Origin of the sequence: Pseudomonas sp. N040 (assembly GCF_015637705.1) — a bacterium.
Taxonomy (GTDB): domain Bacteria; phylum Pseudomonadota; class Gammaproteobacteria; order Pseudomonadales; family Pseudomonadaceae; genus Aquipseudomonas.
Window position 1 is genome coordinate 118114 of record NZ_JADOBE010000004.1, and the last position, 26423, is coordinate 144536.

Annotated in this window: 27 protein-coding genes; 12 read left to right on the forward strand and 15 right to left on the reverse strand. The window is 66.4% G+C overall.

The window, feature by feature from the left end; genetic code table 11:
* Positions 1 to 18: 18 nt before the first annotated feature.
* From trmB to ISX93_RS07660, 4 genes are all read right to left on the reverse strand, one after another.
* The gene (trmB, locus tag ISX93_RS07645) at positions 19 to 666 is read right to left on the reverse strand and encodes a tRNA (guanosine(46)-N7)-methyltransferase TrmB (RefSeq protein WP_219841004.1); all 648 of its coding nucleotides are present in this window, start codon (positions 664 to 666) and stop codon (positions 19 to 21) included.
* Positions 667 to 737: 71 nt separating this feature from the next.
* Positions 738 to 1532 (reverse strand): thiazole synthase, encoded by a 795-nt coding sequence (locus tag ISX93_RS07650; RefSeq protein ID WP_195778125.1) that lies wholly within the window; start codon positions 1530 to 1532, stop codon positions 738 to 740.
* A 79-nt stretch (positions 1533 to 1611) separates the two neighbouring features.
* Positions 1612 to 1812: a sulfur carrier protein ThiS gene (gene thiS / locus ISX93_RS07655; RefSeq protein WP_195778126.1), complete on the reverse strand. Its 201-nt coding sequence runs from the start codon at positions 1810 to 1812 to the stop codon at positions 1612 to 1614.
* Positions 1813 to 1881: 69 nt separating this feature from the next.
* On the reverse strand, positions 1882 to 2256 hold the full coding sequence (locus tag ISX93_RS07660; protein WP_195778127.1) for a DUF423 domain-containing protein: 375 nt from the start codon (positions 2254 to 2256) through the stop codon (positions 1882 to 1884).
* Positions 2257 to 2325: 69 nt separating this feature from the next.
* Between ISX93_RS07660 and mtgA the strand changes: the two genes are divergently transcribed.
* Positions 2326 to 3033 (forward strand): monofunctional biosynthetic peptidoglycan transglycosylase, encoded by a 708-nt coding sequence (gene mtgA / locus ISX93_RS07665; protein ID WP_195778128.1) that lies wholly within the window; start codon positions 2326 to 2328, stop codon positions 3031 to 3033.
* A gap of 826 nt (positions 3034 to 3859) precedes the next feature.
* On the opposite strand, the gene rpoH is transcribed toward mtgA, so the two are convergent.
* The 4 genes from rpoH to ftsY form a co-directional block, all read right to left on the reverse strand.
* A complete protein-coding gene (gene rpoH, locus ISX93_RS07670; RefSeq protein WP_195778129.1) occupies positions 3860 to 4714 on the reverse strand; it encodes an RNA polymerase sigma factor RpoH in 855 nt (284 codons plus the stop codon).
* A 112-nt stretch (positions 4715 to 4826) separates the two neighbouring features.
* Positions 4827 to 5834: a permease-like cell division protein FtsX gene (ftsX, locus tag ISX93_RS07675; protein ID WP_195778130.1), complete on the reverse strand. Its 1008-nt coding sequence runs from the start codon at positions 5832 to 5834 to the stop codon at positions 4827 to 4829.
* Entirely contained in the window at positions 5834 to 6502 is a 669-nt protein-coding gene (gene ftsE / locus ISX93_RS07680) for a cell division ATP-binding protein FtsE (protein ID WP_195778131.1), read from the reverse strand. Before ftsE ends, ftsX begins: the two co-directional genes overlap by 1 nt.
* The gene (gene ftsY, locus ISX93_RS07685; protein WP_195778132.1) at positions 6499 to 8076 is read right to left on the reverse strand and encodes a signal recognition particle-docking protein FtsY; all 1578 of its coding nucleotides are present in this window, start codon (positions 8074 to 8076) and stop codon (positions 6499 to 6501) included. The genes ftsE and ftsY overlap by 4 nt, the downstream gene beginning before the upstream one ends.
* Before the next feature lie 139 nt (positions 8077 to 8215).
* Between ftsY and ISX93_RS07690 the strand changes: the two genes are divergently transcribed.
* The 7 genes from ISX93_RS07690 to ggt all read left to right on the forward strand — a co-directional run bounded on the left by ISX93_RS07690 (position 8216) and on the right by ggt (position 15316).
* The gene (locus ISX93_RS07690; protein WP_195778133.1) at positions 8216 to 9571 is read left to right on the forward strand and encodes a M16 family metallopeptidase; all 1356 of its coding nucleotides are present in this window, start codon (positions 8216 to 8218) and stop codon (positions 9569 to 9571) included.
* A complete protein-coding gene (locus tag ISX93_RS07695) occupies positions 9564 to 11045 on the forward strand; it encodes a M16 family metallopeptidase (protein ID WP_195778134.1) in 1482 nt (493 codons plus the stop codon). Before ISX93_RS07690 ends, ISX93_RS07695 begins: the two co-directional genes overlap by 8 nt.
* On the forward strand, positions 11045 to 11644 hold the full coding sequence (rsmD, locus tag ISX93_RS07700; RefSeq protein ID WP_195778135.1) for a 16S rRNA (guanine(966)-N(2))-methyltransferase RsmD: 600 nt from the start codon (positions 11045 to 11047) through the stop codon (positions 11642 to 11644). The genes ISX93_RS07695 and rsmD overlap by 1 nt, the downstream gene beginning before the upstream one ends.
* A 7-nt stretch (positions 11645 to 11651) precedes the next feature.
* Positions 11652 to 12647, forward strand: coding sequence for a hydrolase (locus ISX93_RS07705; protein ID WP_195778136.1), 996 nt, complete (start codon positions 11652 to 11654; stop codon positions 12645 to 12647).
* A gap of 80 nt (positions 12648 to 12727) precedes the next feature.
* On the forward strand, positions 12728 to 13210 hold the full coding sequence (gene coaD / locus ISX93_RS07710; protein WP_195778137.1) for a pantetheine-phosphate adenylyltransferase: 483 nt from the start codon (positions 12728 to 12730) through the stop codon (positions 13208 to 13210).
* A gap of 109 nt (positions 13211 to 13319) precedes the next feature.
* Entirely contained in the window at positions 13320 to 13571 is a 252-nt protein-coding gene (locus ISX93_RS07715; RefSeq protein WP_195778138.1) for a YfhL family 4Fe-4S dicluster ferredoxin, read from the forward strand.
* Between the two features lie 71 nt (positions 13572 to 13642).
* On the forward strand, positions 13643 to 15316 hold the full coding sequence (gene ggt / locus ISX93_RS07720; protein WP_195778139.1) for a gamma-glutamyltransferase: 1674 nt from the start codon (positions 13643 to 13645) through the stop codon (positions 15314 to 15316).
* An 88-nt stretch (positions 15317 to 15404) separates the two neighbouring features.
* On the opposite strand, the gene ISX93_RS07725 is transcribed toward ggt, so the two are convergent.
* Together ISX93_RS07725 and mutM are read right to left on the reverse strand one after the other, a co-directional pair.
* Positions 15405 to 15779, reverse strand: coding sequence for a multidrug transporter (locus ISX93_RS07725; RefSeq protein ID WP_195778140.1), 375 nt, complete (start codon positions 15777 to 15779; stop codon positions 15405 to 15407).
* 324 nt (positions 15780 to 16103) lie between these two features.
* The gene (gene mutM / locus ISX93_RS07730; protein WP_195778141.1) at positions 16104 to 16916 is read right to left on the reverse strand and encodes a bifunctional DNA-formamidopyrimidine glycosylase/DNA-(apurinic or apyrimidinic site) lyase; all 813 of its coding nucleotides are present in this window, start codon (positions 16914 to 16916) and stop codon (positions 16104 to 16106) included.
* Between the two features lie 172 nt (positions 16917 to 17088).
* Between mutM and ISX93_RS07735 the strand changes: the two genes are divergently transcribed.
* From ISX93_RS07735 to ISX93_RS07750, 4 genes are all read left to right on the forward strand, one after another.
* The gene (locus ISX93_RS07735) at positions 17089 to 18285 is read left to right on the forward strand and encodes a class I SAM-dependent rRNA methyltransferase (protein ID WP_195778142.1); all 1197 of its coding nucleotides are present in this window, start codon (positions 17089 to 17091) and stop codon (positions 18283 to 18285) included.
* Positions 18286 to 18426: 141 nt separating this feature from the next.
* A complete protein-coding gene (gene ilvD / locus ISX93_RS07740) occupies positions 18427 to 20280 on the forward strand; it encodes a dihydroxy-acid dehydratase (protein ID WP_195778143.1) in 1854 nt (617 codons plus the stop codon).
* Positions 20281 to 20436: 156 nt separating this feature from the next.
* Positions 20437 to 21120: a class I SAM-dependent methyltransferase gene (locus ISX93_RS07745; RefSeq protein WP_195778144.1), complete on the forward strand. Its 684-nt coding sequence runs from the start codon at positions 20437 to 20439 to the stop codon at positions 21118 to 21120.
* Between the two features lie 14 nt (positions 21121 to 21134).
* The gene (locus tag ISX93_RS07750) at positions 21135 to 21833 is read left to right on the forward strand and encodes a lipopolysaccharide kinase InaA family protein (RefSeq protein ID WP_195778145.1); all 699 of its coding nucleotides are present in this window, start codon (positions 21135 to 21137) and stop codon (positions 21831 to 21833) included.
* 127 nt (positions 21834 to 21960) lie between these two features.
* Here ISX93_RS07750 and ISX93_RS07755 read toward each other — a convergent pair whose 3' ends face one another.
* From ISX93_RS07755 to epd, 5 genes are all read right to left on the reverse strand, one after another.
* The gene (locus ISX93_RS07755; RefSeq protein ID WP_195778146.1) at positions 21961 to 22482 is read right to left on the reverse strand and encodes a YgjP-like metallopeptidase domain-containing protein; all 522 of its coding nucleotides are present in this window, start codon (positions 22480 to 22482) and stop codon (positions 21961 to 21963) included.
* A gap of 104 nt (positions 22483 to 22586) precedes the next feature.
* Complete coding sequence (gene fba / locus ISX93_RS07760; protein WP_195778147.1) at positions 22587 to 23651, reverse strand: class II fructose-bisphosphate aldolase; 1065 nt, start codon at positions 23649 to 23651, stop codon at positions 22587 to 22589.
* 69 nt (positions 23652 to 23720) lie between these two features.
* A complete protein-coding gene (locus tag ISX93_RS07765) occupies positions 23721 to 24080 on the reverse strand; it encodes an MliC family protein (protein ID WP_195778148.1) in 360 nt (119 codons plus the stop codon).
* Between the two features lie 59 nt (positions 24081 to 24139).
* The gene (locus ISX93_RS07770; protein ID WP_195778149.1) at positions 24140 to 25300 is read right to left on the reverse strand and encodes a phosphoglycerate kinase; all 1161 of its coding nucleotides are present in this window, start codon (positions 25298 to 25300) and stop codon (positions 24140 to 24142) included.
* Between the two features lie 26 nt (positions 25301 to 25326).
* Positions 25327 to 26376, reverse strand: coding sequence for an erythrose-4-phosphate dehydrogenase (gene epd, locus ISX93_RS07775; protein ID WP_195778150.1), 1050 nt, complete (start codon positions 26374 to 26376; stop codon positions 25327 to 25329).
* Positions 26377 to 26423 lie beyond the last annotated feature (47 nt).

A 26423-nucleotide genomic window follows, 5' to 3' on the forward strand; every position in this document is an offset into this window, starting at 1 on the left:
GCGCGGGTTGCACCCGCCCTACTCGACCCGCTGGAATTTCAGGTCCCAGACGCCGTGGCCGAGGCGCTCGCCGCGGCGCTCGAACTTGGTCACCGGGCGTTCGGCCGGGCGCGGCACATAGCGCCCGTCTGCCGCCAGGTTGCGATAGCCGGGCGCCGCATTCATGACTTCCAGCATGTGCTCGGCATAGGCCTGCCAGTCGGTGGCCATGTGCAACACCCCGCCGACCTTGAGTTTCTGCCGCACCAGCTGCGCCCACTGCGGCTGAACGATGCGCCGCTTGTGGTGCCGCGACTTGTGCCAGGGATCGGGAAAGAACAGCAGCAGGCGATCCAGGCTGGCATCGGCCACACAGTCGCGCAGCACTTCGATGGCATCCCAGCTGTACACCCGAATGTTGCTCAAGTGCTGGGTAAGCATGCCGTTGAGCAGGGCGCCAACGCCCGGCCGGTGTACTTCAACCCCGATGAAGTCTTCCTCCGGCGCGGCCGCGGCCATTTCCAGGGTGGCCTGGCCCATGCCGAAGCCGATCTCGAAAGTGCGCGGGGCGCTGCGCCCGAACACCTGGTCGAAATCCTGCAGGCCGGCGGCCGGCTCCAGGCCGAACTGCGGCCAGCCCTGATCGAGGCCGCGCTGCTGGCCCTCGGTCATGCGCCCCGAGCGCATGACGAAACTCTTGATCGCCCGGTGCGGACGCGCGGCACTGGCCGCCGGATGCAGCTCGTCGTCGGGCAGGTTCACTTCAGGGTGCCTTCTAGGGGAGAGGAAGCGCTGGCATACAGCTTCTTCGGCATGCGCCCGGCCAGCCAGGCCATGCGCCCGGCGAGAATCGCGTGCTGCATGGCGCTGGCCATCAGCACCGGGTCGCCGGCATGGGCAATCGCGCTGTTCATCAGCACCGCATCACAACCCAGCTCCATGGCGATGGTGGCGTCCGAGGCGGTACCGACACCGGCATCGACCAGCACCGGCACCTGTGCCTCCTCCAGGATGATGCGCAGGTTGTACGGGTTGCAGATGCCCAGGCCGGTGCCGATCAGCCCGGCCAGCGGCATCACCGCGATGCAGCCCAGCTCGGCCAGCTGGCGGGCAATGATCGGATCATCGCTGGTGTAGACCATCACGTCGAAACCGTCCTTGACCAGCACCTCGGCGGCCTTGAGGGTTTCGATCACGTTGGGAAACAGGGTCTTCTGGTCCGCCAGCACTTCCAGCTTGACCAGCTGGCGCCCGTCCAGCAGCTCGCGCGCCAGCCGGCAGGTGCGCACGGCCTCGGCGGCGTCGTAGCAGCCGGCAGTGTTCGGCAGGATGGTGTAGCGCTCGGGACTGAGCACATCGAGCAGATTCGGCTCGCCGGGATTCTGGCCGATATTGGTCCGGCGCACGGCCACGGTGACGATTTCCGCGCCGCTGGCCTCGATGGCCAGGCGGGTCTGTTCGAGGTCACGGTACTTGCCGGTACCGACCAGCAGGCGCGACGCATAGCTGCGACCGGCGAGTACAAAGGGTTTGTCGGGGCGAACCTGGCTCATTGATCGGGACTCCATGCTAAGGATGCGGGCACCTGCCCGCGGGCGGATCGGCTGGCGGTGAAACGGCTGGGTACGGCGCTCAGCCACCGCCGATGGCGTGCACCACTTCGACCCGGTCACCCGCGTGCAGCACCGTACCGGCATGCTGGCTGCGCGGCACGATCTCGAGGTTGACCTCGACCGCGATGCGCTTGCCCTGCAGCGCAAGCTGCGCGAGCAGGTCGGCGATGCTTGCACCGTCGGGCAACTCGTGGGCTGCGCCGTTCAACTGGATCTGCATGAGGGCCACTTCAGCAGCGGGAAAGGGTCGGCATTCTAGCCTGATCAGCCGCGATGACCAAGGCGCCGATCAGCGCGGCAGGCGCCAGGCCGCCAGCCCCAGGCACAGCCAGCCGCCGAGAAAGGCCAGCCCGCCCAGCGGCGTGAGCATGCCCAGCTGGCCGATCCCGGTCAGCGTCAGCAGGTACAGGCTGCCGGAAAACAGCAGGATACCCAGCGCAAACAGCCACCCGCTGACGCGCAACAGCGGCTGCGCGCCAAGCATCAGCAACAGGGCCACCGCCAGCAGGGCCAGGCTGTGGACCAGCTGATAGTGGGTGCCGGTCTGGAACACCGCCAGATACTCGGGACTCAGGCGGGCCTTCAGGCCATGCGCGGCAAAGGCCCCGAGGGCCACACCGGTAAAACCGCCAAGGGCGGCCAGCAACAGGAACACACGAGCCATGCAACTCTCCACAAGATTGGCCGGGACGCTGGCTATAATGGCCGCCCCGTCTCCTCCGGCCAAGCTGCAATGCTGCGATCACTGCTCCGGCGCCTGTTGCGCTACACCTTTTACTGCGCGGCCGTCTCGGTGCTGCTGGTGCTGTCGATGCGCTGGGTGCCGCCGGTTGGCAGCGGAGTGATGATCGAGCGCAAGCTGGAATCCTGGGTCTACGGCCAGCCGATCGACCTGCAGCGCAGCTGGCGGCCCTGGGCAGAGCTGCCGGACAACCTGAAAGTGGCGGTGATCGCCGCCGAAGACCAGAAATTTGCCGAACACTGGGGCTTCGATCTCGCGGCCATCCGCGCCGCCATGACGCACAACGAAAGTGGCGGCCACGTGCGCGGGGCCAGCACCATCAGCCAGCAGGTCGCCAAGAACATCTTTCTCTGGTCCGGGCGCAGTTGGCTGCGCAAGGGGCTGGAAACCTGGTTCACCGTGCTGATCGAGCTGCTCTGGCCCAAGCAGCGCATCCTCGAGGTCTACCTGAACAGTGCGGAATGGGGCGATGGCGTATTCGGCGCCGAGGCGGCCGCGCGCTATCACTTTGGAGTCGGTGCACCGTATCTGTCGAACCAGCAGGCCAGCCTGCTGGCCGCCGTTTTGCCCAACCCGCGCGCCTGGAGTGCCCGCAAACCAGGGCCGCATGTGAGTCGCCGGGCTAACTGGATTCGCCAGCAAAGCTATCAGCTGGGCGGCAGCCACTACCTCGACCAACTGCGCCCTGAGTCTGAATAGGCCGGGGATTGGCAATCCGCTGCTTTTTCTGCTCTGTGCCGGGCTGATTATCGAGGTTACTTGATGGCTTCGGTTTCGCCCCGCCGGGCGCCTCACTTTTCTTTGCTTGTGCAAAGAAAAGTAAGCAAAAGAAACACCCCCCGGCATCCAGGTCTCGCTGCGCTCGACTCCCCTCGCTCCGGTGCAGTTCCGAGGGTCGTCTCGAAGGGCCATCCATGGCCCATCGTTCCTCATTTGGCATCCATGCCAAATGCCCCTCTGCACAGCACCTGCACTCGGCCTCCTGACGGGGACTTGGGTGCCCACCGTATCGCTTGCGTAGGGTGGAAAACGCCGCCTGCGGCTTTTCCACCGGAAGGGTCTATGGTGGATAACGCTGCGCGGTTATCCACCCTACGAATATCGTTCAATCCTGCACGGACTAACCGTCCCGTCAGTAGGGTGAGCGGAATCGGTGTGGAAGGGGTTGAGCGGCATGGATGCCGCGAAAGCTGCGCTGGGCCAAGGAAGGCCCATCGCAGCGGGCCCCTGCAGCGCCGATGGAGCGAACGAACCCAGTTCGCAGCGCAGCGAAGAGCCGGGCCGTATGCCGGGGGCGCTTTCTCTTTGCTTACTTTCTCTTTGCGCAAACAAAGAGAAAGTAAGGCGCCGCGCAAGGCGCAACCTGTAGCCCTGTGCCGAGGAAAGTGCTGCGGTCTGACTCGGAACCCACGCCAGTCAAAAAATGCTGCACAAGGATTGCCAATCCCCTGCTGCGCCGGACGCCCCAGACCGGCAAACAAAAACCCCGTCACGTAGACGGGGTTTCAGGTTCACTGCTGAAGCCTTATGCCTGAATCGAGCCCTTGAGCTTGTTCATGGCGTTCTTCTCCAGCTGCCGAATACGCTCGGCGGAGACGTTGTACTTGGCTGCCAGGTCGTGCAGCGTGGACTTTTCCTCGGCCAGCCAGCGCTGGTAGAGGATGTCGCGGCTGCGCTCGTCCAGGCCGTTGAGCGCCTCGTGCAGGTTCACGCTGGCACTGTCGGTCCAGTCGGAATCCTCCAGCTGGCGCGCCGGGTCGTAGCGATGGTCTTCCAGATAATGGGCCGGGCTCTGGTAGGCGACATCGTCGTCGGCCTCAGCGGCCGGGTCGAAGGCCATGTCATGCCCGCTCAGGCGGCTTTCCATCTCGCGCACTTCCCGCGCCTCGACGCCCAGGCTTTCGGCAACCGCATGCACTTCGGCGTTGCTCAGCCAGGCCAGGCTCTTCTTCTGCCGGCGCAGGTTGAAGAACAGCTTGCGCTGCGCCTTGGTGGTGGCGACCTTGACGATGCGCCAGTTGCGCAGGATGAATTCGTGGATTTCCGCCTTGATCCAGTGCACGGCAAAGGACACCAGGCGCACGCCCATTTCCGGGTTGAAGCGCTTGACCGCCTTCATCAGGCCGACGTTGCCTTCCTGGATCAGGTCAGCCTGGGCCAGTCCGTAGCCGGAATAGCTGCGCGCGATGTGCACGACGAAGCGCAAGTGCGCCAGCACCATCTGCCGCGCGGCTTCCAGGTCCTGCTGGTAAAACAGCTTGCCGGCCAGCTCGCGCTCCTGTTCGGCGCTGAGCAGCGGGATGCTGTTGACCGTATGCACGTAGGACTCCAGGTTGGCACCGGGAACCAGGGCATAGACGGGTTGCAAAGATGTGGTCATGCGAATCCTCCGACTCAGCAAACGGGCTGCAGTTTAGCACTGCGCAATGGGACATGGAACCGCCCGAAAAGTTCCCTTACAGATAACATAATCGATATAAATCAACAGGTTACTATCTTGGCGAAAGTTCGTTCAGGTGTCGCGCCACGGCCAGCCAGGCGCCAATGTAGCCCAGCAGCAGCGCTGCCAGCAGCAGCGACAGGCCGTCCGCCAGCGGTACGCCAAGCAGCGCGAAGTCGCTGCCATACAACCCGGCCAGGCGCACCACCGCCCCGTTCAGCCAGTCCAGCCCGTAGGCCAGCAGCCCCCAGGCCAGCAGCCCGGCACCGGCACCGTAGAGTGCGCCCATGTAGAGGAATGGCCGGCGCACATAGCTGTCGGTACCGCCGACCAGCTTGATCACCTCGATCTCGTTGCGGCGATTCTCGATGTGCAGGCGAATGGTGTTGCCGATCACCAGCAGCAACGCCGCGATCAGCAACAGGCTCAGGCCGAACACGAAATGGTCGCCCAGGCGCAGGATCGCAGTCAGGCGCTCCACCCAGACCATGTCCAGCTGCGCCTGCTCCACCGCGGGCAGCTCGGCCAACTGCTGGCGCAAGGCCTCCAGGGTCGGCTTGTCGACTTCGTGCGGGGTCACCAGAATCACCCCGGGCAACGGATTGTCCGGCAACTCCTTGAGCGCCTCGCCCAGCCCGGAACCCTGCTGGAATTCCTCCAGCGCCTGCTCGCGACTGATCCATTCGGCCTGCGCCACCCCGGGCAGGGCCGCCACCTGCTCGCGCAGCTTGACCCCCTGGGCATCGCCGATATCCATTTTCAGGAATACCGAGATCTGCGCGGCTTTCTGCCAGGAGCCGCCGAGGCGCTCCAGATTGCCCAGCAACAGCGACAGGCCCATGGGCAGGCTGAGGGCCACGGCCATCACCAGGCAGGTGAAGAAACTGCCGATCGGCTGCTTGCCCAGACGGCGCAGGCTGTCGAGCAGGCTGGCGCGATGGCTTTCCAGCCAGGCGCGCAGGTGGCGGCGGAAATCCGACTCGACGTGCTTGCCGGCGGCCGGGACCGCTGGTGCCGCACCGACCCGTTCGGCGGCTTTGGGATTGCGTTTGGCGCTCATCAGTTGGCCTCCCCGTCACCGATCAGGCGACCGCGTTGCAGCGTCAGCATGCGATGGCGCATGCGCGCGATCAGGCCCAGGTCGTGACTGGCAATCAGCACTGTGGTGCCGAGGCGGTTGATGTCCTCGAACACGCCCATGATTTCTGCCGCCAGCCGCGGATCGAGGTTGCCGGTCGGTTCATCCGCCAGCAGCAGGGCCGGCCGGTGCACCACGGCGCGGGCGATGCCGACGCGCTGCTGCTGGCCGGTGGACAGGTCCGCCGGGAACTGCGTGGCCTTGTCGCCGAGGCTGACGCGCTCGAGGGCAATGCCGACCCGCTCGGCAATTTCCTGCTGGTCGAGGCCGAGAATCTGCAGCGGCAGCGCCACATTGGCGAACACGCTGCGGTCGAACAGCAGCTGATGATTCTGGAACACCACGCCAATCTGCCGGCGCAGATAAGGAATCTGCGCATTGGTGATGGTCGACAGGTCCTGCCCGGCCAGCAGCAGCTTGCCGCTGGAGGGGCGCTCCATGGCCAGCAGCAGGCGCAGCAGGGTGCTCTTGCCGGCGCCGGAATGACCGGTGACGAACAGGAACTCGCCGCGGCGGACCTTGAAGCTCAGCTCGTGCAGGCCGACGTGGCCGTTCGGGTAGCGTTTGGCAACCTGATCGAATCGAATCATGGGCGCTCTCTTTCGGCAAACAGGGCTTTGACGAAGTCATCCGCGGCAAAGGTGCGCAGATCATCGATCCCCTCACCCACGCCAATGTAGCGAATGGGCAGGCTGAACTGCTTGGCCAGGGCAAAGATCACCCCGCCCTTGGCCGTGCCATCCAGCTTGGTCAGCGCCAGGCCGGTCAGTTCTACGGCCTGGTTGAACTGGCGGGTCTGGTTGATGGCGTTCTGCCCGGTACCGGCATCCAGCACCAGCAGCACCTCGTGCGGCGCCGCCTGATCGAGCTTGCCGATCACCCGGCGCACCTTCTTCAGCTCTTCCATCAGGTTGTCTTTGGTGTGCAGGCGCCCGGCGGTATCGGCGATCAGCACATCGATGCCACGGGCCTTGGCCGCCTGCACCGCATCGAAGATCACCGACGCCGAGTCGGCGCCGGTGTGCTGGGCGATCACCGGGATCTGGTTACGTTCGCCCCACACCTGCAGCTGCTCGACGGCCGCGGCGCGGAAGGTATCGCCGGCCGCCAGCATGACCTTCTTGCCCTCCAGCTGCAGCTTCTTCGCCAGCTTGCCGATGGTGGTGGTCTTGCCCGCGCCGTTCACGCCGACCACCAGGATCACATAGGGCTGAATGGCCTTGTCGATCTGCAGCGGCTTTTCCACCGGCTTGAGCAGCAACTGCAGCTCTTCCTGCAGCGCCTTGTACAACGCCCCGCTGTCGGCCAGCTCCTTGCGCGCCACGCGGCGGGTCAGGCTCTGCACGATCTGGCTGGTGGCCTCGACGCCGACATCGGCGGTCAGCAGGCGGGTCTCCAGCTCATCGAGCAGCTCATCGTCGATGGCCTTCTTGCCCAGGAACAGGCTGGCCATGCCTTCGCCAAGGCTGGCGCTGGTTTTCGACAGGCCCTGCTTGAGGCGCAGGAAAATGCCCTCCTTGCTGCCTTCGCCCGGCTTCGGCTCGACGGTCGGCGCCAGCGGCGCGACGACCACGGGCGGCTCGGCAGGGCTGGCCAGCGGCGCATGGCTGACTTCGGCGCCAGCATTGATGCGAAAGCGCGAGAAACCTGGCGCCGGCGGCGCGGCGGGATTCGGCGCAAGGGGCGTGGTGGCCACCGGCATGCCCGCCGCAGGCAGCACCGGCACAGCTGCCGGCGGCTCGCTGGCAGCTGCGGCAACGGCAGTGGCAGTGGCAACCGGGGTCTCAGCGACAGGCGCCGGCGCCAGCGGCGCCGCTGGCGGAACCATTGGACTCGGGACAATCTGGGGTTCGGCCCTGGGAGCCACCACCGCAGGCGGCTCGACCAGCGCAGCCGGGACAACTGGCGCAACCGGCGGCGCTGCAGGCTCCGTGGTCACTGTCGGCACGGGGGGAGCGGCGGTAGCGGCCTCAGGCGGCGGCGCGGACGGCAGCGGCGGCGGGGCAACCGGTGGCAGCTCGACCGGCTTCTTGTGCAGCCAGCCAAACAGGCCCTTCTTTTCGCTCACCGCGCCCGGCGTACCCGGAGCGGCCGCCGGCGGGCTGGCGGGTGGCTGGCCAGCCGGAGGATGGGGGTTTTTCTTGTCGTCACTGGAACCAAACATGGGCGGCAGCTATCTCATGCAAGCGCCACGCTAGCCGGATACCGCTAGTCATGGCCGCCGGGAAAACGGATGCGTATCCTAGCACCTCCACGCTTACCGGCGGTACGTCCGCCGCAGCCGTCTGACAGGTTCAAAACCGATGAAACTGATGCGCTTGCAGGCCTTCGGCCTGCTGCTCTGCACCCTCGGCGCCTCGCTGGCAGTCCTTGCCGCGGCGCCCCAGGCCACCCACGAGTTTCGCCTGGAGAATGGCCTCAAGGTCATCGTGCGCGAAGACCACCGCGCCCCGCTGGTGGTGTCGCAGCTCTGGTACAAGGTCGGCTCCAGCTACGAAACACCCGGCCAGACCGGTCTCTCGCACGCCCTCGAGCACATGATGTTCAAGGGCAGCCAGCAGCTGGCGCCCGGCGAAGCCTCGCGCATCCTGCGCGAACTGGGGGCCGAGGAGAACGCCTTCACCAGCGACGACTACACCGCCTACTACCAGGTGCTGGCGCGCGACCGCCTGGGCGTCGCCTTCGAGCTGGAAGCCGATCGCCTGGGCAGCCTGCGCCTGCCGGCCGAGGAGTTCCAGCGCGAGATCGAAGTGATCAAGGAGGAGCGCCGCCTGCGCACCGATGACAAGCCCGCGGCACTCGCCTACGAGCGCTTCAAGGCGCTGGCCTACCCCGCCAGCGGCTACCACAACCCGACCATCGGCTGGATGGCCGACCTGCAGCGCATGCAGATCGACGAACTGCGCGCCTGGTACCAGGCCTGGTATGCGCCGAACAATGCCACCCTGGTGGTGGTCGGCGATGTCCGCGCGGACGAGGTGAAAACCCTGGCCCAGCGCTACTTCGGCAGCATTCCGCAGCGCAGCGTACCGATCGCCCGCCGTCCGCTGGAGCTGGCCGAACCCGGCGCGCGGCGCATCACCCTGCAGGTCAAGACCCAGCTGCCGAGCCTGATGCTGGGCTTTAACGTTCCCAGTCTGGCGACCAGTCAGGAGGCCACTCCGGTGCATGCACTGCGCTTGATTTCGGCGCTGCTGGATGGCGGCTACAGCGCGCGCCTGCCGGCGCGGCTGGAGCGCGAGCAGGAACTGGTCAGCGGCGCTTCGGCCTGGTACGACGCCTTCAGCCGCGGTGACAGCCTGTTCGTTCTTTCGGCCAGCCCCAACGTGCAGAAAGGCAAGACCCTCGAACAGGTCGAAGCCGGCCTCTGGCAGGAGCTGGAGACCCTCAAGCAGCAGCCGCCCAGCGCCGAAGAACTGCAACGCGTGCGCGCCCAGGTGATTGCCGGGCTGGTCTACGAGCGCGACTCCATCACCAGCCAGGCCACCACCATCGGCCAGCTGGAAAGCGTCGGCCTGCGCTGGCAGCTGATGGATGAGGACCTGGCGGCACTGCAGGCGGTCACCCCGGCGGATATCCAGGCGGCCGCGCAAACCTACTTCACCCGCTCACGCCTGAGCGTGGCCCATGTGCTGCCCGAGGAAACCCGCCATGAATGAGCGCAACGGCCCGCGTTACGCCCTGATCGCTCTGGTCCTGAGCCTGCTGGTCGGCCTGCTGGCCCTGCTGGCCAGCCGCCCGATGGCGCCGACGGGCGGGCAGGTCCCGCCGCCGGCAGCCGGACTGCAATCCCTGGCCGAACTGGATGGCCAGGCCCCGCCGCGCCGCGCGCTGAACATCCAGACCTGGCAGACCGCAGATGGCTCGAAAGTGCTGTTCGTCGCCGCGCCGGAACTGCCGATGCTCGACCTGCGCGTGACCTTTGCCGCCGGCAGCAGCCATGACGGCAGCCAGCCCGGACTGGCCACGCTGACCAATGCCATGCTCAACGAGGGGATTGCCGGCAAGGACGTCACGCAGATTGCCGAGGGATTCGAGAACCTCGGCGCCGAGTTCGGCAATGGCGCCTACCGCGACATGGCCATCGCCTCCCTGCGCAGCCTGAGCGCGCCCGAGCAACGTACCCCGGCGCTGCAACTGTTCGCCGAGGTGATCGGCCGACCGACCTTTCCCGCCGACTCGCTGGCGCGCATCAAGAACCAGCTGCTGGCCGGGTTTGAACAACAGAAGCAGAACCCCGGCAAGCTGGCCGCGCTGGCCCTGTTCGAACGGCTGTATGCCGAGCACCCCTACGCACACCCCAGCGAGGGCACCCTGCAGAGCATCCCGACCATCGACAGCGCCGCCTTGCACGCCTTCCACGGCAAGGCCTACAGCGCCGGCAATGCGGTGATTGCGCTGGTCGGCGACCTCAGCCGCAGCGAGGCCGAAGCCATCGCCGCGCAGGTGTCCGCCGCCCTGCCGGCTGGCCCGGCGCTGCCCAAGGTGAGCGCGGCGCAACCGCCCGCGGCGGGCCAGCAGCACATCGAGTTCCCCTCCAGCCAGACCAACCTGTTCCTCGCCCAGCTCGGCGTGGACCGCCAGGATCCGGACTACCCGGCCCTCTACCTGGGCAACCAGATTCTCGGCGGCGGCGGTTTCGGCACCCGGCTGATGGAAGAAGTGCGCGAAAAGCGCGGCCTGACCTACGGCGTGTATTCCAGCTTCAGCCCGATGCAGGCGCGCGGCCCGTTCATGATCAACCTGCAGACCCGCGCCGAACTGAGCGCCGGCACCCTGCAGCTGGTCCGGGACATCCTGCGCCAGTACCTCGCCGAAGGGCCGACACAGAAAGAACTGGATGACGCCAAGCGCGAAACCGCCGGCAGCTTCCCGCTGACCACCGCCAGCAATGCCGACATCGTTGGCCAGCTGGGTGCCATCGGCTTCTACGACCTGCCGCTGACCCAGCTGGAAGACTTCATGGCCCAGGTCCAGGCGCAGACCGTCGACAGCGTGAAGGCCGCCATGCAGAAACACCTGTCCGCCGACGCGCTGGTAATCGTCAGCGCCGGCCCGACGGTGCCGCAACAGCCACTGCCGCCACCGACCGCCACACCCGCCGAACTTCCCGCCGGCGTACCGGAGCACTGATGCGCAAGAAATCTCCCGCCAAGTCCCCCACTCCCGCGCACGGCGGCCAGGGCCAGCTGCGCATCATTGCCGGCGAATGGCGCAGCCGCCAGTTCGACTTCCCCATGGCCGCCGGCCTGCGCCCGACGCCGAACCGCGTGCGCGAAACGCTGTTCAACTGGCTGGCGCCCCATGTGCAAGGCGCCCGGGTGCTCGACCTGTTTGCCGGCAGCGGCGCACTGTTCCTCGAGGCCCTGTCGCGTGGCGCCGCCAGCGCCCTGGCGCTGGACCTGAATGCCGCTGCCATCGCCAGCCTGCGTGGCCACCTGCAGACCCTGCGCTGCGCAAACGGCCAGCTGCTGCACACCGACGCCCTGCGCTACCTGCAGGAACAGCCGGCCTGCACCTTCGACCTGGCGTTTCTCGACCCGCCGTTCAGCCAGAACCTGCTGCAACCGGCCTGCAGTCTGCTCGAGCAGAACGGCTGGCTGGCCAAGGACGCCTGGATCTACACCGAAAGCGAGAACCCGCCATCCAGCCTCGGCCTGCCAGGCAACTGGCGCCTGCACCGCGAACAGAAAGCCGGCCAGGTGCATTACGCGCTGTGGCAGCGCACGTAATGCCCGCATGAGCGCGCCCTTCAAACCCGCCTGGTGGCTGCGCAATGCGCACCTGCAGACGCTGTGGAGCGCCTTTTTCCGCCGCGCGCCGCAATTGCCCAGAACCCGTGAACGGCTATGGCTGGAAGACGGCGACTTTCTTGACCTCGACTGGTTCGGCCCGCACGAAGCGACGACACCGCTGGTGCTGGTGCTGCACGGGCTGACCGGTTCCTCCGGCTCGCACTATGTGCTCGGCCTGCAACAGGCGCTGGCCGCGCAGGGCTGGGCCAGCGTGGCGCTGAACTGGCGCGGCTGCTCGGGGGAGCCGAACCTGTTGCCGCGCGGTTACCACTCGGGGGTCAGCGAGGACCTGGCCACGGTCATCCGCCATCTGCAGGCGGCCCGCCCGCTGGCGCCGCTGTTCGCCGTCGGTTACTCGCTGGGCGGCAACGTGCTGCTCAAGTACCTGGGCGAGACCGGCGGGCAATCCGGCCTGCAGGCCGCCGTGGCGGTGTCGGTGCCGTTTCGCCTGGATCAGTGTGCCGACCGCATCGGCATCGGCTTTTCGCGGATCTACCAGGCACACTTCATGCGCGAGCTGCTGGCCTATGTGCGGCGCAAGCAGCGGGAGTTCCGCGCGGCCGGCAAGACCGCGCAACTGGCCGCGCTCGAGCAGCTCGGCGAGCTCGACGACATGCGCACCTTCTGGGACTTCGACGGCCGCGTCACCGCGCCGCTGCATGGCTATGCGGATGCCGACGACTATTACCGGCGCGCCTCCAGCCGCTTCTTTCTCGGCGCGATCCGCACCCCGACCCTGCTGATCCAGGCCGCGGACGACCCCTTCGTGTTCCGCCACAGCCTGCCGGAGCCCCACGAGCTGGCCGCCGGCACCCAGCTGGAACTGCACGCCCGCGGCGGCCATGTCGGCTTTATCGACGGCCGCTGGCGCCAGCCCGGCTTCTATCTGGAGCGGCGCATTCCGGCCTGGCTGCTCGAGCAGTCGAACGCCGCCCGCTGAACGACCAGTCAGGCAAACTTGGCCACGGGGCCTCGCTGCGCTAACATCCAGCCCCTCGAAACCCTCGTCAGGATGTCGCGATGAACAGAGTGCTTTACCCGGGCACCTTCGACCCCATCACCAAGGGCCATGGCGATCTTGTCGAGCGTGCCGCCCGGCTGTTTGACACGGTGATCATCGCCGTGGCGGCCAGCCCGAAGAAAAACCCGCTGTTCCCGCTGGAGCAACGGGTCGAGCTGGCCCGCGAAGTCACCAGGCACCTGCCGAATGTCGAGGTGGTGGGGTTTTCCACCCTGCTGGCGCACTTTGCCAAGGAGCAGAACGCCAACGTGTTCCTCCGCGGCCTGCGCGCGGTCTCCGACTTCGAGTACGAATTCCAGCTGGCCAACATGAATCGCCAGCTGGCGCCCGAGGTGGAGAGCATGTTCCTCACGCCGTCGGAGAAGTATTCCTATATCTCCTCGACCCTAGTGCGCGAAATTGCCGCACTCGGCGGCGACATCAGCAAATTCGTCCATCCGGCGGTCGCTGCGGCGCTGGACGAACGCTTCCAGCGCCGCTGAAGCGGGGGTGCCGCCACGCCGGACGTGGCGCGCGCCAGGCTGATCCGGCACAATCAGCTGATCGTTTTCCAGACAACGGCATGCCTGCGCGCATTCCGGGAGTGGCTACATGTCCCTGATCATTACCGACGACTGCATCAACTGCGATGTGTGTGAACCCGAGTGCCCGAACGGCGCGATTTCGCAGGGCGAGGAGATCTACGTGATCGATCCCAACCTGTGTACCGAATGCGTCGGCCACTATGACGAACCGCAATGCCAGCAGGTCTGCCCGGTTGACTGCATCCCGCTCGACGTCAACCACGTCGAAAGCAGGGAAGAACTGATGCAGAAATACCTGATCATCTCCGGCAAAGCCTGAGGTTCCTGCGGCTCGCCGCAAGCCATACTGCAGCTTCCCGGCGCCACTGGCGCCCTGCCCCGGCCTCTCCCATGAAGCGACTGTCCGTTCTGCTGGCCTTCCTGCTCCTGGCTCTCAGCCTGTCGGGCCAGGCTGGCGAAAGCCCCGGGCAGGCCGCCATCGCCAGCGCCCACCCGGCCGCCACGGTGGCCGGCCTGGAAACCCTCGCCGCCGGCGGTAACGCCTTCGACGCGGCGGTCGCCGTGAGTGCCGCCCTGGCCGTGGTCGAACCCTACGGCTCGGGCCTGGGCGGGGGCGGATTCTTCCTGCTGCGCCAGGCCGGCGAGCCGCCTACCTATCGCTTCCTCGATGCCCGCGAACGTGCGCCACTGGCGGCGCATCCGGACATGTACCGGCAGCAGCCCAGGCACTCGCTGGATGGCGCCCTGGCCGCCGCCATCCCCGGCCTGCCGGCGGCGCTGGTGGAACTGGCCAGCCGTTACGGGCGCCTGCCGCTGGCCGCCTCGCTGAGCCCGGCCATCCGCCTGGCAGAGGACGGCTTCCCGGTTGACCGCGTCTATCGTGAGCGCGCCAGCTGGCGCCTGCAGGCCTTGCGCAGCAACCCGGAAAGCGCCCGCCTGTTTCTGGCTGAAGGGGAGATCCCCGAAGAATTCAGCCTGCTCCGGCAACCGCAGCTGGCCGCCACCCTGAAACGACTGGCCAGCCAGGGCCATGCCGGGTTCTACCACGGCGAGCTTGCGGAACAGCTGGTGGCCGGAGTGCGTGCCGGTGGCGGCCGCTGGAGCCTGCGCGACTTGGCCAACTACCGGGTCATCGAGCGCGCGCCGCTGCGTGTCGGCTTGGCCGACGACCGCTGGCTGATCAGCGCACCGCCGCCCTCGGCGGGCGGCATCGCCCTGGCACAAAGCCTCGGCATGCTGCAGCAACTGCCGTGGCAGCAGGCCGGGCCGGTGCAGCGTACGCACTATGTGGTGGAAGTCCTGCGCCGCGCCTATCGTGATCGCGGCCGGCTGGGCGATCCCGACTTCGTCGACATTCCGCTCGGCCAGCTGCTGGATCCCGCTTACCTGCAACGGCTCGCCAGGGGCATCGATGCGCAGCGGGCCACCCCCAGCAGCAGCCTGCCGCCAGCACCGGCCTGGCGCGAAGGCGACCACACCACCCACTTCAGCCTGATCGACAGCGCCGGCAATGCCGTGGCAGCGACCCTCTCGATCAACCTGCCGTTCGGCGCGGCCTTTACCGTTCCGGGAACCGGCGTGTTGCTGAATGACGAGATGGATGACTTCGCCGCCCAGGTGCAGGGGGCGAACAGTTACGGCCTGGCCGGCAGCGCGGCCAATGCGATTGCACCCGGCAAGCGGCCGCTGTCGAGCATGAGCCCGTCGTTCATCGAGAGTCCGCGCGAGTTTGCGGTCTTCGGCACGCCCGGCGGCAGCCGCATTCCCAGCATGGTGCTGCTGGCCATGCTGGAGTACCTGCAGGGCCGGCCACTGGCCAGCTGGCCGGCAGCGCCACGCTTTCACCACCAGTACCTGCCGGACCGGATCGAATACGAACCCGGCACCTTCAGCGCCGCCCAGGTTGCCGAGCTGGGCGCGCGCGGCCACACCCTAGAACAGCTCGACAGGCGCTACGGCAACCAGCAGGTGCTGCTCTGGCGCAAGACGGGCAACCACCTGGAAGCGGCGAGCGACCCGCGGGGCATCGGGCTGGGCGCGCTGCAGCCGGAAAAGGTCGAGTAGCAGGGTCGCGGCAAGCCGCCAAGAGGGAAAGCCAGATGCGCGAATGCCGGCTGACCGCACGAGACGTCAGCCGGCATTCGCCTGATGGTCAGTTCGGGTAGCTGGAGTTGCTGGTGTCGCAGCCCAGGCAGCGCACGAAGGCCTCACGCCCGGGCTCGATGACCAGTGCCTGGCCGGCTTCCTTGACGTTCCCGCCCAGCGCCGAGAACGGCAGGCTGACGACAAAGGCCGCCGCGCCGATGACGGTGGCGGCAATCAGCAAGGGGCGCGCGATCAGCAGGTCACCCAGCATCGTGTAACCCTTGGGCGCGTCATTGGTGTACATGGTATTGCCGCTGGCATTCTGCTGCGCCACTTCCGTGGTGACATAGCCACTCTGTTCCACCTCGGCCGCGTGGGCGGGAAGCGCCAGCAGGGCGGTGGAAAACGCCAGAACAGCAGCCGTGGTGCGAAACAGGTTCATGAAAGCATTCCTTCAGCAAGAGGTCCGTGTGCCTAACTATAACAGCGCATGGCGTTTTGTCAGTGTGATCCGGGTCAATTGCCAACAAAGGCGTGTACCGCCTGCTGCGGCGGAAATGCCCGGTAGCCATCCAGTCTCGCGACCAGCTCCGCAGGCGCGGTGATGGAAGCCCCCTTCCAGCGCTCGACTTTCCTGCGCGCGCCCGCCGGCGAAAGGATCCGCCTGTATGGCGGATTATCGCGCAAACCCTGCAGCGCCCGGCCGACCCGCTTCAGCCGCGGATGGGCAAACGGCCCGCGCAACAGGCGGCACTGGCCGATTTGCTCAGCGCTGGCAACGCGGGCAATACACGCTGGAGCGCTGGCCCAGGCGCACCTCGCGCAGGGTGCTGCCGCAGCACTTGCAGGGCTCGCCGCCGCGCCCATAGACGAACAGCTCCTGCTGGAAATAGCCGGGCTGGCCATCGCCGCCGACAAAATCGCGCAGGGTGGTGCCGCCACGCTCGATGGCGAAGGCGAGGATGCGCCTGATTTCATCCGCCAGCCTGGTGTAGCGCGCGCGCGAAATCGAACCGGCTGCACGGCGCGGGTCTATGCCGGCGGCGAACAGCGCCTCGCTGGCGTAGATGTTGCCGACCCCGACCACCACGGCGTTATCCATGATGAACGGCTTGACCGCCATGCTGCGGCCACGCGAACACTGGTACAGGCGCGCACCGCTGAAATCGGCGCTCAGCGGCTCGGGGCCGAGGTGGCGCAGCAGCTCGTGCTGCAGCGGATCGGTGCTCCAGAGCAGCGCGCCAAAGCGCCGCGGGTCGGTGTAGCGCAGCGCCAGCCCGGACTCCAGCTCGATGTCGACATGCTCGTGCTTGGCCGCCGGCGTGCCGCACGGCACCAGGCGCAGGTTGCCGGACATCCCCAGGTGACTGATCAGGGTGCCGCTTTCGGCCTGCAGCAACAGGTACTTGGCCCGCCGCAGCACCTGCACGAAGCGCTGGCCGGACAGCCGCACGTCGAGGTCCTCGGGAATCGGCCAGCGCAGGCGCCGCTCGCGCACGATCACCCGGCTGACCCGGACGCCTTCCAGGTAGGGCGCGATACCGCGCCGGGTGGTTTCAACTTCGGGTAATTCCGGCATGCCGCGCTCGGTCAAGGTTGGGGGCGCTCAACTTAGCAGGAATGCCCGGCAGCGGCGAGATGCGCACAGAGCCGCGCCACTGGCGCGCCAGCAGCCGGCACGACAAATCTCCACGGGCGGAAGCGGGTCATCCACGGGTATAATTTGCGCCTCAATTTTGTGGAGTCGCCCCATGTCCCTGCCCAGCCTGCGCCTCAAAGCCAACGCCGACCGCCGCCTGCGCGCGGGTCACCTGTGGGTCTACAGCAACGAGGTGGATGTCACCGCCAGCCCACTGAACGGCTTTGCCCCCGGCGACCAGGCCATCCTCGAGGCCGCCGGCGGCAAGCCGCTGGGCATCGTGGCGATGAGCCCGAACAACCTGATCTGCGCCCGCCTGCTGTCGCGCGATGTCAGCCATGTACTGGACAAGTCGCTGCTGGTGCACCGCCTCAATGTGGCCCTGAGCCTGCGCGAGCGGCTGTTCGACCAGCCGTTCTACCGGCTGGTGTTCGGCGACTCCGACCTGCTGCCGGGACTGGTGGTCGACCGTTTCGCCGACATCCTGGTGGTACAGCTGGCTTCGGCCGCCATGGAGCGCAACCGCGACGCGCTGATCGAAGCGCTGGTGCAGGTGCTCAAGCCGAGCGGCATCCTGTTCAAGAACGACTCCGCCGCGCGCGATGCCGAAGGCCTCGAGCGCTATGTCAGCACCGCCTTCGGCGTGGTGCCGGAGTGGGTGGCGCTGGAAGAGAACGGCGTGAAGTTCGAGGCGCCGGTGCTGCAGGGACAGAAGACCGGCTGGTTCTACGACCACCGGATGAACCGCGCGCGCCTAGCACCCTATGTCAAGGGCAAGCGCGTACTCGACCTGTTCAGCTACATCGGCGGCTGGGGCGTGCAGGCGGCGGCCTTCGGCGCCAGCGAAGTGTTCTGCGTGGATGCCTCGGCCTTCGCCCTCGACGGCGTGGAGCGCAACGCCACGCTGAACGGCCTGGCCGAGCGCATGACCTGCGTCGAAGGCGACGTGTTCGAAGCGCTGAAGGAGCTCAAGAGCGCGGAAGAACGCTTCGACGTGGTGATCACCGACCCGCCCGCCTTCATCAAGCGCAAGAAGGACCTGAAGAACGGCGAGGCGGCCTACCGCCGCCTCAACGAACAGGCCATGCGCCTGCTCGGCAAGGACGGCATCCTGGTCAGCGCCAGCTGCTCGATGCACCTGCCCGAAGACGACCTGCAGAACATCCTGCTGACCAGCGCCCGCCACCTGGACCGCAATATCCAGCTGCTCGAACGCGGCGGCCAGGGCCCGGACCATCCGGTACACCCGGCGATTGCCGAGACCCGCTACATCAAGAGCCTGACCTGCCGCCTGCTGCCCAACAGCTGAGGATTGCCGGGTGGGTCAGCCAAGCCACCCGGCGCTCAGGTCCCGCAACCGCAATTTTCATTAACAGGTTGGCTGCCGCTCTGCGAAGCAGATCGGATATTCTGCCAACCTCTGTATTGAGTTGATTCCGAGTACACCGCCATGCCTGACTATCGCTCGAAAACCTCCACCTTCGGCCGCAACATGGCCGGCGCCCGCGCCCTCTGGCGCGCCACCGGGATGAAGGACGAGGACTTCAAGAAACCGATCATCGCCGTTGCCAATTCCTTCACCCAGTTCGTCCCGGGCCACGTGCACCTGAAGGACATGGGCCAGCTGGTGGCCCGCGAGATCGAGCGCGCCGGCGGCGTGGCCAAAGAGTTCAACACCATCGCGGTGGATGACGGCATCGCCATGGGCCACGACGGCATGCTCTATTCGCTGCCCAGCCGCGAGATCATCGCCGACTCGGTGGAATACATGGTCAACGCGCATTGCGCCGACGCCATCGTCTGCATCAGCAACTGCGACAAGATCACTCCCGGCATGCTGATGGCCGCGCTGCGCCTGAACATCCCGGTGGTGTTCGTCTCCGGCGGGCCGATGGAAGCCGGCAAGACCAAACTGGCCAGCCACGGCCTCGATCTGGTCGACGCCATGGTGGTGGCCGCCGACGACTCCTGCTCCGACGAGAAGGTCGCCGAGTACGAGCGCAGTGCCTGCCCGACCTGCGGCAGCTGCTCGGGGATGTTCACCGCCAACTCGATGAACTGCCTGACCGAAGCCCTCGGCCTGTCGCTGCCGGGCAACGGTTCGACCCTGGCCACCCACAGCGACCGCGAACAGCTGTTCCTGCAGGCCGGACGCACCATCGTCGAGCTGTGCCAGCGCTACTACGGCGCCGGCGACGACTCCGTGCTGCCGCGCAACATCGCCAGCTTCAAGGCATTCGAGAATGCCATGACCCTGGACATCGCCATGGGCGGCTCGACCAACACCATCCTGCACCTGCTGGCTGCGGCCCAGGAAGCCGAGATCGCCTTCGACCTGCGCGACATCGACCGCCTGTCGCGCAAGGTGCCGCAGCTGTGCAAGGTGGCGCCGAACATCCAGAAGTACCACATGGAAGACGTCCATCGCGCCGGTGGGGTTTTCTCGATCCTCGGCGCCCTGGCACGCGGCGGCCTGCTGCACACCGATGTGCCGACCGTGCACAGCCCGAGCATGGCCGACGCCATCGCCCGCTGGGACATCACCCAGACCACCGATGAAGCCGTGCACACCTTCTTCAAGGCCGGCCCGGCCGGCATCCCGACCCAGGTCGCGTTCAGCCAGAGCACCCGCTGGCCGAGCCTGGATCTGGACCGCGCCGAAGGCTGCATCCGCAGCGTCGAGCACGCCTACTCGCAGGAAGGCGGCCTGGCCGTGCTCTACGGCAACATCGCCCTCGACGGCTGCGTGGTGAAGACCGCCGGGGTGGACGAATCCATCCATGTGTTCGAAGGCACGGCGAAGATCTTCGAGAGCCAGGACAGCGCGGTGAAGGGCATCCTCGCCGACGAGGTGCAGGCCGGCGATATCGTGATCATCCGCTACGAAGGGCCGAAAGGCGGCCCGGGCATGCAGGAAATGCTCTATCCGACCAGCTACCTGAAGTCCAAGGGCCTGGGCAAGGCCTGCGCCCTGCTCACCGACGGGCGCTTCTCCGGCGGCACCTCGGGCCTGTCGATCGGCCATGCCTCGCCGGAAGCCGCCGCCGGCGGCGCCATCGGCCTGGTGCGCGAAGGCGACAAGATCCTCATCGACATCCACCAGCGCTCGATCAACCTGCTGGTCAGTGATGCCGAGCTGGCCGCCCGCCGTAGGGCGCAGGACACCCTCGGCTGGAAACCCGCCGCACCACGCCCGCGCAAGGTCACCACCGCGCTCAAGGCCTATGCCCTGCTGGCTACCAGCGCCGACAAGGGTGCCGTGCGCGACAAGGCCTATCTGGACAAGGCCCTGCCGGACAGCTGATCGCGGCCGGCAGGGCCTGCACTTGATGCAGGTCATGCCGGATCCCGTTGCCCGGCGGCATTATCCAAAAGTATTGATACTTTTTTCACACTCGGTTTGCCATGCTCAGGGAAATTTGCTGACCGTGCGCCGCATTCCTCCAGGAACCATGCATCAATGAAAAAGCCAGAAGTCGAACTCGAGTTTTCCGACAAGTACACCCGCGAACATGCCGAACGCTACTTCAAGAAACACAGCACCGGACTGCGTCGCCGCCTGTCCACCTGGCGCGAAGTGCAGATTGCGCGCAAGGCCCTGCGCCTGGCCGGCGAGCCCAACCTGGTACTCGACCTGCCCTGCGGTGCCGGGCGCTTCTGGCCGATGCTGGCCGAGAAGCAGAACCGCCTGATCATCGGTGCTGACAACTCCGCCGACATGGTGGCCGTGGCCTGCCAGAGCCAGCCGGCCGAGGTGGTGGCCCGGGTCAAGCCGATGCAGACTTCCGCCTTCGCCATCGACCTGCCGGACAATGCAGTGGACAGCATTTTCAGCATGCGCCTGATCCACCATATCGGTCAGCCGAAGGATCGTGCGCTGATGCTCAAGGAGTTCCACCGCGTCAGCCGTGACAGCGTGCTGATTTCGCTGTGGGTGGATGGCAACTACAAGGCCTGGAAGAAAGCCCGCGGGCGCAAGCGCCTGGATCTTGCCGCCGATGGCACCGCGTACCAGAATCGCTTCGTGATCCCGGCCAAGACCATCGAGGCCGAATTCCGCGAAGCCGGCTTCACCGTTCAAGACCATCTGGACTACATCCCCAAGTGGGCGATGTGGCGTATCTACATTCTGCGCAAGGCCTGAATAAGGAATAACCAATGCCTGCTGATGTAAATGCACTGTTGCAGCTCCCCCGTGACGAAGCCTTCAAGCAATGGCTGGGGGTCCCCGGCGAATGGGTGGAGGAGCCGAATGTCCGGCGTGGCGGCGAAAGTGGCGTGAAACGCATCATGACCACCACCGGCAAGATGCTCTACCGCAAACAGCAGGTCGGGCATACCTACCGCTCGCTGCAGCATCCCCTGGGCTACCCGACCTCGATGCGCGAGGCCGCCGCACTGCGCGCCTGTGCCGAGCTGCAGGTGATCGCGCCAATCGTGGTCTACGCCGACTGCCGCAAGGTATCCGGCACCTGGCACGCACTGCTGGTCACCGAGGCGCTGGATGGCTTCAGCAGCCTGGAAGACTGCTATGCCCGCGGCGCTGACCAGCAGTGGGGCGAGGCCCTGCACCTGCGCATCCTGCATGAAATCGGCTGCACCCTGGCGCGCTTCAACCTCGGGCGCTGGCAGCATGGCTGCCTGCGCATGAAGCATGTGTTTGTGCGCGTACAGGGCGAGAAGGTCGAGATCGGCGTGCTCGACCTGGAGAAAAGCCGCCAGCGCATCACCGCGATTCGCGCCGCGCGCCACGACATCCGCCAGCTGCGGCGCCGCTCGGAGTGGAACGACAAGCTCTGGCAAGCCTTTCTCGAGGGCTATGCCGAGACCTTCGGCGCGGACTTCAAGAAAGTCTGAGCAGGGTCGGTTAGCCATGCCGCGGCGTAACCTGCACCCGTCCTCCTGACTGCGACGGTCGCCAGCGACATGGCTGTGTAGGGCGGGTGCAACCCGCCCTGCCAACAGCAGCGCCAGCATGCCTTGCTCATTGCGCAGGCGTGATCACTGGCGGCGCGGCAGGCGCCTCGCGCCAGCTCAGCCACACGCGCAGGTCGAATTCCAGCTGGTGATAGCCGGGCAGCATGTGTTCGCACAGCTGGTAGAACGCCTTGTTGTGCTCGAACTCGCGCAGGTGCGCCAGCTCATGCACCACGATCATCTGCAGGAACTGTGGCGCCGCCTCGCGGAACACCGCGGCGATGCGGATTTCCTTCTTCGCCTTGAGCTTGCTGCCATGCACCCGGGATACCGCCGTGTGCAGGCCGAGGGCCTGCCGGAGCACATCCAGCTTGCTGTCGTAGAGCACCTTGTCCAGCCCCGGCGCATTGCGCAGGAACTCCTGCTTGAGCTGCATCGCATAGGCATACAGTGCCTTGTCGCTCTGCACCGCATGCCGCTCCGGGTAGCGCTGCTGCAGGTAGTCGCCCAGGCGCCCCTGTTCGCGCAGTTGGCGCACCTGCGCCAGCAGCGGCTCGGGGTAGCCACGCAGGTATTTAAGATCGTTCATCGGCAAATCAGTCAGAGATAAGGCTGCAGGAGCCAGCGACACCCGGGCTGAGCCGAGCCAAAAGCAAAGGCCCGCCGAAGCGGGCCCGTGCGCGAACGCCAGGATCAGTTGACCTTGGCGGCCAGCTCACCCTTGGCATAGCGCTGGAACATGCCTTCGAGGGAGATCGGCTTGATCTTCGAGGCATTGCCGGCGGTGCCGAAGGCTTCGTAGCGGGCGATACAGATGTCGCGCATGGCGACGATGGTCTGGGCAAAGAACTTGCGCGGATCAAACTCGCTCGGCTGCTCGGCCATCATGCGGCGGATCGCACCGGTCGAGGCCAGACGCAGATCGGTGTCGATGTTGACCTTGCGCACGCCGTGCTTGATGCCTTCAACAATCTCTTCCACCGGCACGCCGTAAGTCTCTTTGATGTCACCACCGTACTGGTTGATGATCGCCAGCCACTCTTGCGGCACGCTCGACGAGCCGTGCATCACCAGGTGCGTGTTGGGGATGCGCGCGTGGATCGCCTTGATGCGGTCGATGGCGAGGATGTCGCCAGTTGGCGGCTTGGTGAACTTGTAGGCGCCGTGGCTGGTGCCGATGGCGATCGCCAGGGCATCGACCTGGGTCTGCTTGACGAAGTCGGCGGCTTCTTCCGGATCAGTGAGCATCTGGCTGTGATCCAGCGTACCTTCGGCGCCGACGCCATCCTCTTCACCGGCCTGGCCGGTTTCCAGGCTGCCCAGGCAACCCAGCTCGCCTTCCACCGACACGCCACAGGCGTGCGAGAAGGCCACGGTTTCGCGGGTCACGCGGACGTTGTAGTCGTAGTCGGCCGGGGTCTTGCCGTCGGCCTTCAGCGAGCCATCCATCATCACCGAGCTGAAGCCGAGCTGGATCGAGCGCTGGCACACGTCCGGGCTGGTGCCGTGGTCCTGGTGCATGCACACCGGAATGTGCGGGAACTCTTCGATGGCGGCCAGGATCAGGTGGCGCAGGAACGGCGCACCGGCGTATTTGCGCGCGCCGGCCGAGGCCTGCACGATCACCGGCGAGTCGGTCTTGTCGGCCGCTTCCATGATGGCGCGCATCTGCTCGAGGTTGTTGACGTTGAACGCCGGCACGCCGTAGCCGAATTCGGCGGCGTGGTCGAGCATCTGACGCATGCTGATAAGTGCCATGTTGCCTGTCTCCCGTTGGAGGTCGATAAATCGTTAGTTAGCCTGCCGCACGGGCAGGCTGCATTCAAGTCATTTGCCCGGCTGCTGGCAGCCGCTGCCGATCAGCTCGTCGGTTTCCGCCCAGTAGAGCAAGCCCTGCTGGCCTTTGGTGTGAAACACCAGTTCGCCGTCGCTGTAGATCACGCCGGAGCCGGCTTCCTGCTCGGTGAGGTAGTAGATGTGCGTGGCGCCGTCCAGGCGCAGCTCCACCCGATCCGGCTTGCCGTTCACATGCCGCCAGAGCAGCTCGGTCTGGCTGTCGCAGACCCAGTGGATCCACGGCCCGCCCGACTCGGGGCTGGCACAGCCGGACAGCAGCGCCGTCAGCGCCACGACCAGACAGGTACTCCTGCAGGCGCCAGCTTGCTGGCGATGACCGTGCAGAGGCATGCCTGCAGACCTCATCGCGAGCGAGCTCGCTCCTGCAGGCTCGATGCCGAGCGGGGCCATCACTTGGCGCGCTGCTCGAGCACCGCCACTGCCGGCAGCACCTTGCCCTCGACGAATTCGAGGAAGGCGCCGCCACCGGTGGAGATATAGCTGATGCGCCCGGCCACGCCGTACTTGTCGATGGCCGCCAGGGTGTCGCCACCGCCGGCAATCGAGAATGCCGGGCTGGTGGCGATGGCTTCGGCCAGCACCTTGGTGCCGTTGCCGAACTGGTCGAACTCGAACACGCCGACCGGGCCGTTCCACAGGATCGTCCTGGAGGCCTTGAGCAGCTCGGCGAACTGCGCGGCGGTCTGCGGGCCGATGTCGAGGATCATGTCGTCTTCGGCCACATCGGCCACCAGTTTGACCGTGGCCTCGGCATCTTCGGCAAAGGCCTTGGCCACCACCACGTCGACCGGCAGCGGCACGCTGACCTTGGCCGCGATGGCGCGCGCGGTATCGACCAGATCGGCTTCATACAGCGACTTGCCCACCGGGAAACCGGCGGCGGCGAGGAAGGTATTGGCGATGCCGCCACCGACGATCAGCTGGTCGCAGATCTGGCTCAGGCTGTTGAGCACGTCCAGCTTGGTCGACACCTTGGAGCCGGCGACAATCGCCGCCATCGGCTTGGCCGGGTGACCCAGGGCCTTGCCCAGGGCTTCCAGCTCGGCAGCCAGCAAGGGACCGGCGCAGGCGACCTTGGCGAACTTGGCCACGCCGTGGGTAGAACCCTCGGCGCGGTGCGCGGTACCGAAGGCGTCCATGACGAACACATCGCACAGCGCGGCGTACTGCTGCGCCAGCGCGTCGGCGTTCTTCTTCTCGCCCGGGTTGAAGCGCACGTTCTCGAACAGCACGATCTCGCCGGCTTTCAGCGCAACGCCACCCAGGTAATCCTTGACCAGCGGGACTTCGCGGCCCAGCGCCTTGCTCAGATACGCGGCCACCGGCGCCAGGCTGTTTTCCTCGCTGTACTCACCCTCGGTCGGACGCCCCAGGTGCGAGCAGACCATGACCGCCGCGCCCTTCTCCAGCGCCAGCTTCATGGTCGGCAACGAAGCGACGATGCGCGCATCGCTCTTCACCACGCCATCCTTCACCGGCACGTTGAGGTCTTCGCGGATCAGCACGCGCTTGCCGGCGAGGTCGAGGTCGGTCATCTTCAGAACGGTCATGACGGGGTCCTATCTGGGGAAGTGAATTAACGGGTAGCCGTGGCATCGAGCCAATGGCGCGACACATCCAGCATGCGGTTGGCGAAGCCCCACTCGTTGTCGAACCAGGCCAGCAGATTGACCAGCCGGGGGCCGGAAACACGGGTCTGGCTGCCATCGACGATGGCCGAGTGCGGGTCATGGTTGAAGTCGCAGCTGGCATGCGGCAGTTCAGTGTAGGCCAGCAGGTGACGCAGCGGCCCCCGCTCGGTGGCCGCGCGCAGCAGCTGGTTGATCTCGGCGGCCGTGGTGTCGCGCGCGGTCTGCAACGTGATGTCCAGACAGGACACATTCACCGTCGGTACGCGGATCGCCTTGGCCTGGATGCGCCCGGCCAGTTCCGGCAGCAGGCGCTCGATGCCGCGCGCCAGGCCGGTGGACACCGGAATCACCGACTGGAAGGCCGAACGGGTGCGGCGCAGGTCTTCATGGTGATAGGCGTCGATCACCGGCTGGTCATTCATCGCCGAATGGATGGTGGTGATGGACACGTACTCCAGCCCGACCGATTCGTTCAGCACCTTGAGCAGCGGCACTCCGCAATTGGTGGTGCAGGAGGCGTTGGAGATCAGCCGCTCATTGCCACTGAGCTGCTGCTGGTTGATGCCGTAGACGATGGTGGCGTCGATGTCCGCCTCGCTGGCCATCGGTTGCGAGAACAGCACGCGCGGCGCGCCGGCCCTGAGGAAGCGTTCGGCCTGCACCCGGCTGGTGTACTGACCGGAACACTCGAGCAGCAGGTCAATGTCCAGCGCCGCCCAGTCAATCGCCTCCGGCGTGCTCTGGCGCAGCACCTTCACGCAATCGCCGTTGATGTGCAGGCAATCCCCCTCGACGCTTACCGCGCCGGGAAAACGCCCGTGGGTGGAATCGAAGCGGGTCAGGTATTCGATGCTGGCCTGGTCGGCCAGGTCATTCAGCGCGACGATCTGCAACCCGGCCGCTGCGCCACGCTCGTGCAACGCGCGCAGCACGCAACGGCCGATGCGGCCGTAGCCGTTGAGGGCGATGCGATAGGGGCGTTGGGCGTTGGGCATGTTCGGCACGGTTACGGTCAGCCTGTAGGAGCGAGCCTGCTCGCGAT

Bases quoted from the DNA above. Each gene is read 5' to 3' on its own strand.
- ISX93_RS07770 (WP_195778149.1), bottom strand. From the start codon at position 25,300: ATGACCGTTCTGAAGATGACCGACCTCGACCTCGCCGGCAAGCGCGTG.
- ISX93_RS07765 (WP_195778148.1), bottom strand. From the start codon at position 24,080: ATGCCTCTGCACGGTCATCGCCAGCAAGCTGGCGCCTGCAGGAGTACC.
- ISX93_RS07690 (WP_195778133.1), top strand. From the start codon at position 8,216: ATGAAACTGATGCGCTTGCAGGCCTTCGGCCTGCTGCTCTGCACCCTC.
- fba (WP_195778147.1), bottom strand. From the start codon at position 23,651: ATGGCACTTATCAGCATGCGTCAGATGCTCGACCACGCCGCCGAATTC.
- rpoH (WP_195778129.1), bottom strand. From the start codon at position 4,714: ATGACCACATCTTTGCAACCCGTCTATGCCCTGGTTCCCGGTGCCAAC.
- ISX93_RS07750 (WP_195778145.1), top strand. From the start codon at position 21,135: ATGCCTGCTGATGTAAATGCACTGTTGCAGCTCCCCCGTGACGAAGCC.
- epd (WP_195778150.1), bottom strand. From the start codon at position 26,376: ATGCCCAACGCCCAACGCCCCTATCGCATCGCCCTCAACGGCTACGGC.
- ilvD (WP_195778143.1), top strand. From the start codon at position 18,427: ATGCCTGACTATCGCTCGAAAACCTCCACCTTCGGCCGCAACATGGCC.
- thiS (WP_195778126.1), bottom strand. From the start codon at position 1,812: ATGCAGATCCAGTTGAACGGCGCAGCCCACGAGTTGCCCGACGGTGCA.
- ftsE (WP_195778131.1), bottom strand. From the start codon at position 6,502: ATGATTCGATTCGATCAGGTTGCCAAACGCTACCCGAACGGCCACGTC.
- ISX93_RS07735 (WP_195778142.1), top strand. From the start codon at position 17,089: ATGTCCCTGCCCAGCCTGCGCCTCAAAGCCAACGCCGACCGCCGCCTG.
- ISX93_RS07705 (WP_195778136.1), top strand. From the start codon at position 11,652: ATGAGCGCGCCCTTCAAACCCGCCTGGTGGCTGCGCAATGCGCACCTG.
- rsmD (WP_195778135.1), top strand. From the start codon at position 11,045: ATGCGCAAGAAATCTCCCGCCAAGTCCCCCACTCCCGCGCACGGCGGC.
- ISX93_RS07650 (WP_195778125.1), bottom strand. From the start codon at position 1,532: ATGAGCCAGGTTCGCCCCGACAAACCCTTTGTACTCGCCGGTCGCAGC.
- ftsY (WP_195778132.1), bottom strand. From the start codon at position 8,076: ATGTTTGGTTCCAGTGACGACAAGAAAAACCCCCATCCTCCGGCTGGC.
- trmB (WP_219841004.1), bottom strand. From the start codon at position 666: ATGCGCTCGGGGCGCATGACCGAGGGCCAGCAGCGCGGCCTCGATCAG.
- mtgA (WP_195778128.1), top strand. From the start codon at position 2,326: ATGCTGCGATCACTGCTCCGGCGCCTGTTGCGCTACACCTTTTACTGC.
- ftsX (WP_195778130.1), bottom strand. From the start codon at position 5,834: ATGAGCGCCAAACGCAATCCCAAAGCCGCCGAACGGGTCGGTGCGGCA.
- ISX93_RS07715 (WP_195778138.1), top strand. From the start codon at position 13,320: ATGTCCCTGATCATTACCGACGACTGCATCAACTGCGATGTGTGTGAA.
- mutM (WP_195778141.1), bottom strand. From the start codon at position 16,916: ATGCCGGAATTACCCGAAGTTGAAACCACCCGGCGCGGTATCGCGCCC.
- ISX93_RS07725 (WP_195778140.1), bottom strand. From the start codon at position 15,779: ATGAACCTGTTTCGCACCACGGCTGCTGTTCTGGCGTTTTCCACCGCC.
- ISX93_RS07755 (WP_195778146.1), bottom strand. From the start codon at position 22,482: ATGAACGATCTTAAATACCTGCGTGGCTACCCCGAGCCGCTGCTGGCG.
- ggt (WP_195778139.1), top strand. From the start codon at position 13,643: ATGAAGCGACTGTCCGTTCTGCTGGCCTTCCTGCTCCTGGCTCTCAGC.
- ISX93_RS07695 (WP_195778134.1), top strand. From the start codon at position 9,564: ATGAATGAGCGCAACGGCCCGCGTTACGCCCTGATCGCTCTGGTCCTG.
- ISX93_RS07660 (WP_195778127.1), bottom strand. From the start codon at position 2,256: ATGGCTCGTGTGTTCCTGTTGCTGGCCGCCCTTGGCGGTTTTACCGGT.
- coaD (WP_195778137.1), top strand. From the start codon at position 12,728: ATGAACAGAGTGCTTTACCCGGGCACCTTCGACCCCATCACCAAGGGC.
- ISX93_RS07745 (WP_195778144.1), top strand. From the start codon at position 20,437: ATGAAAAAGCCAGAAGTCGAACTCGAGTTTTCCGACAAGTACACCCGC.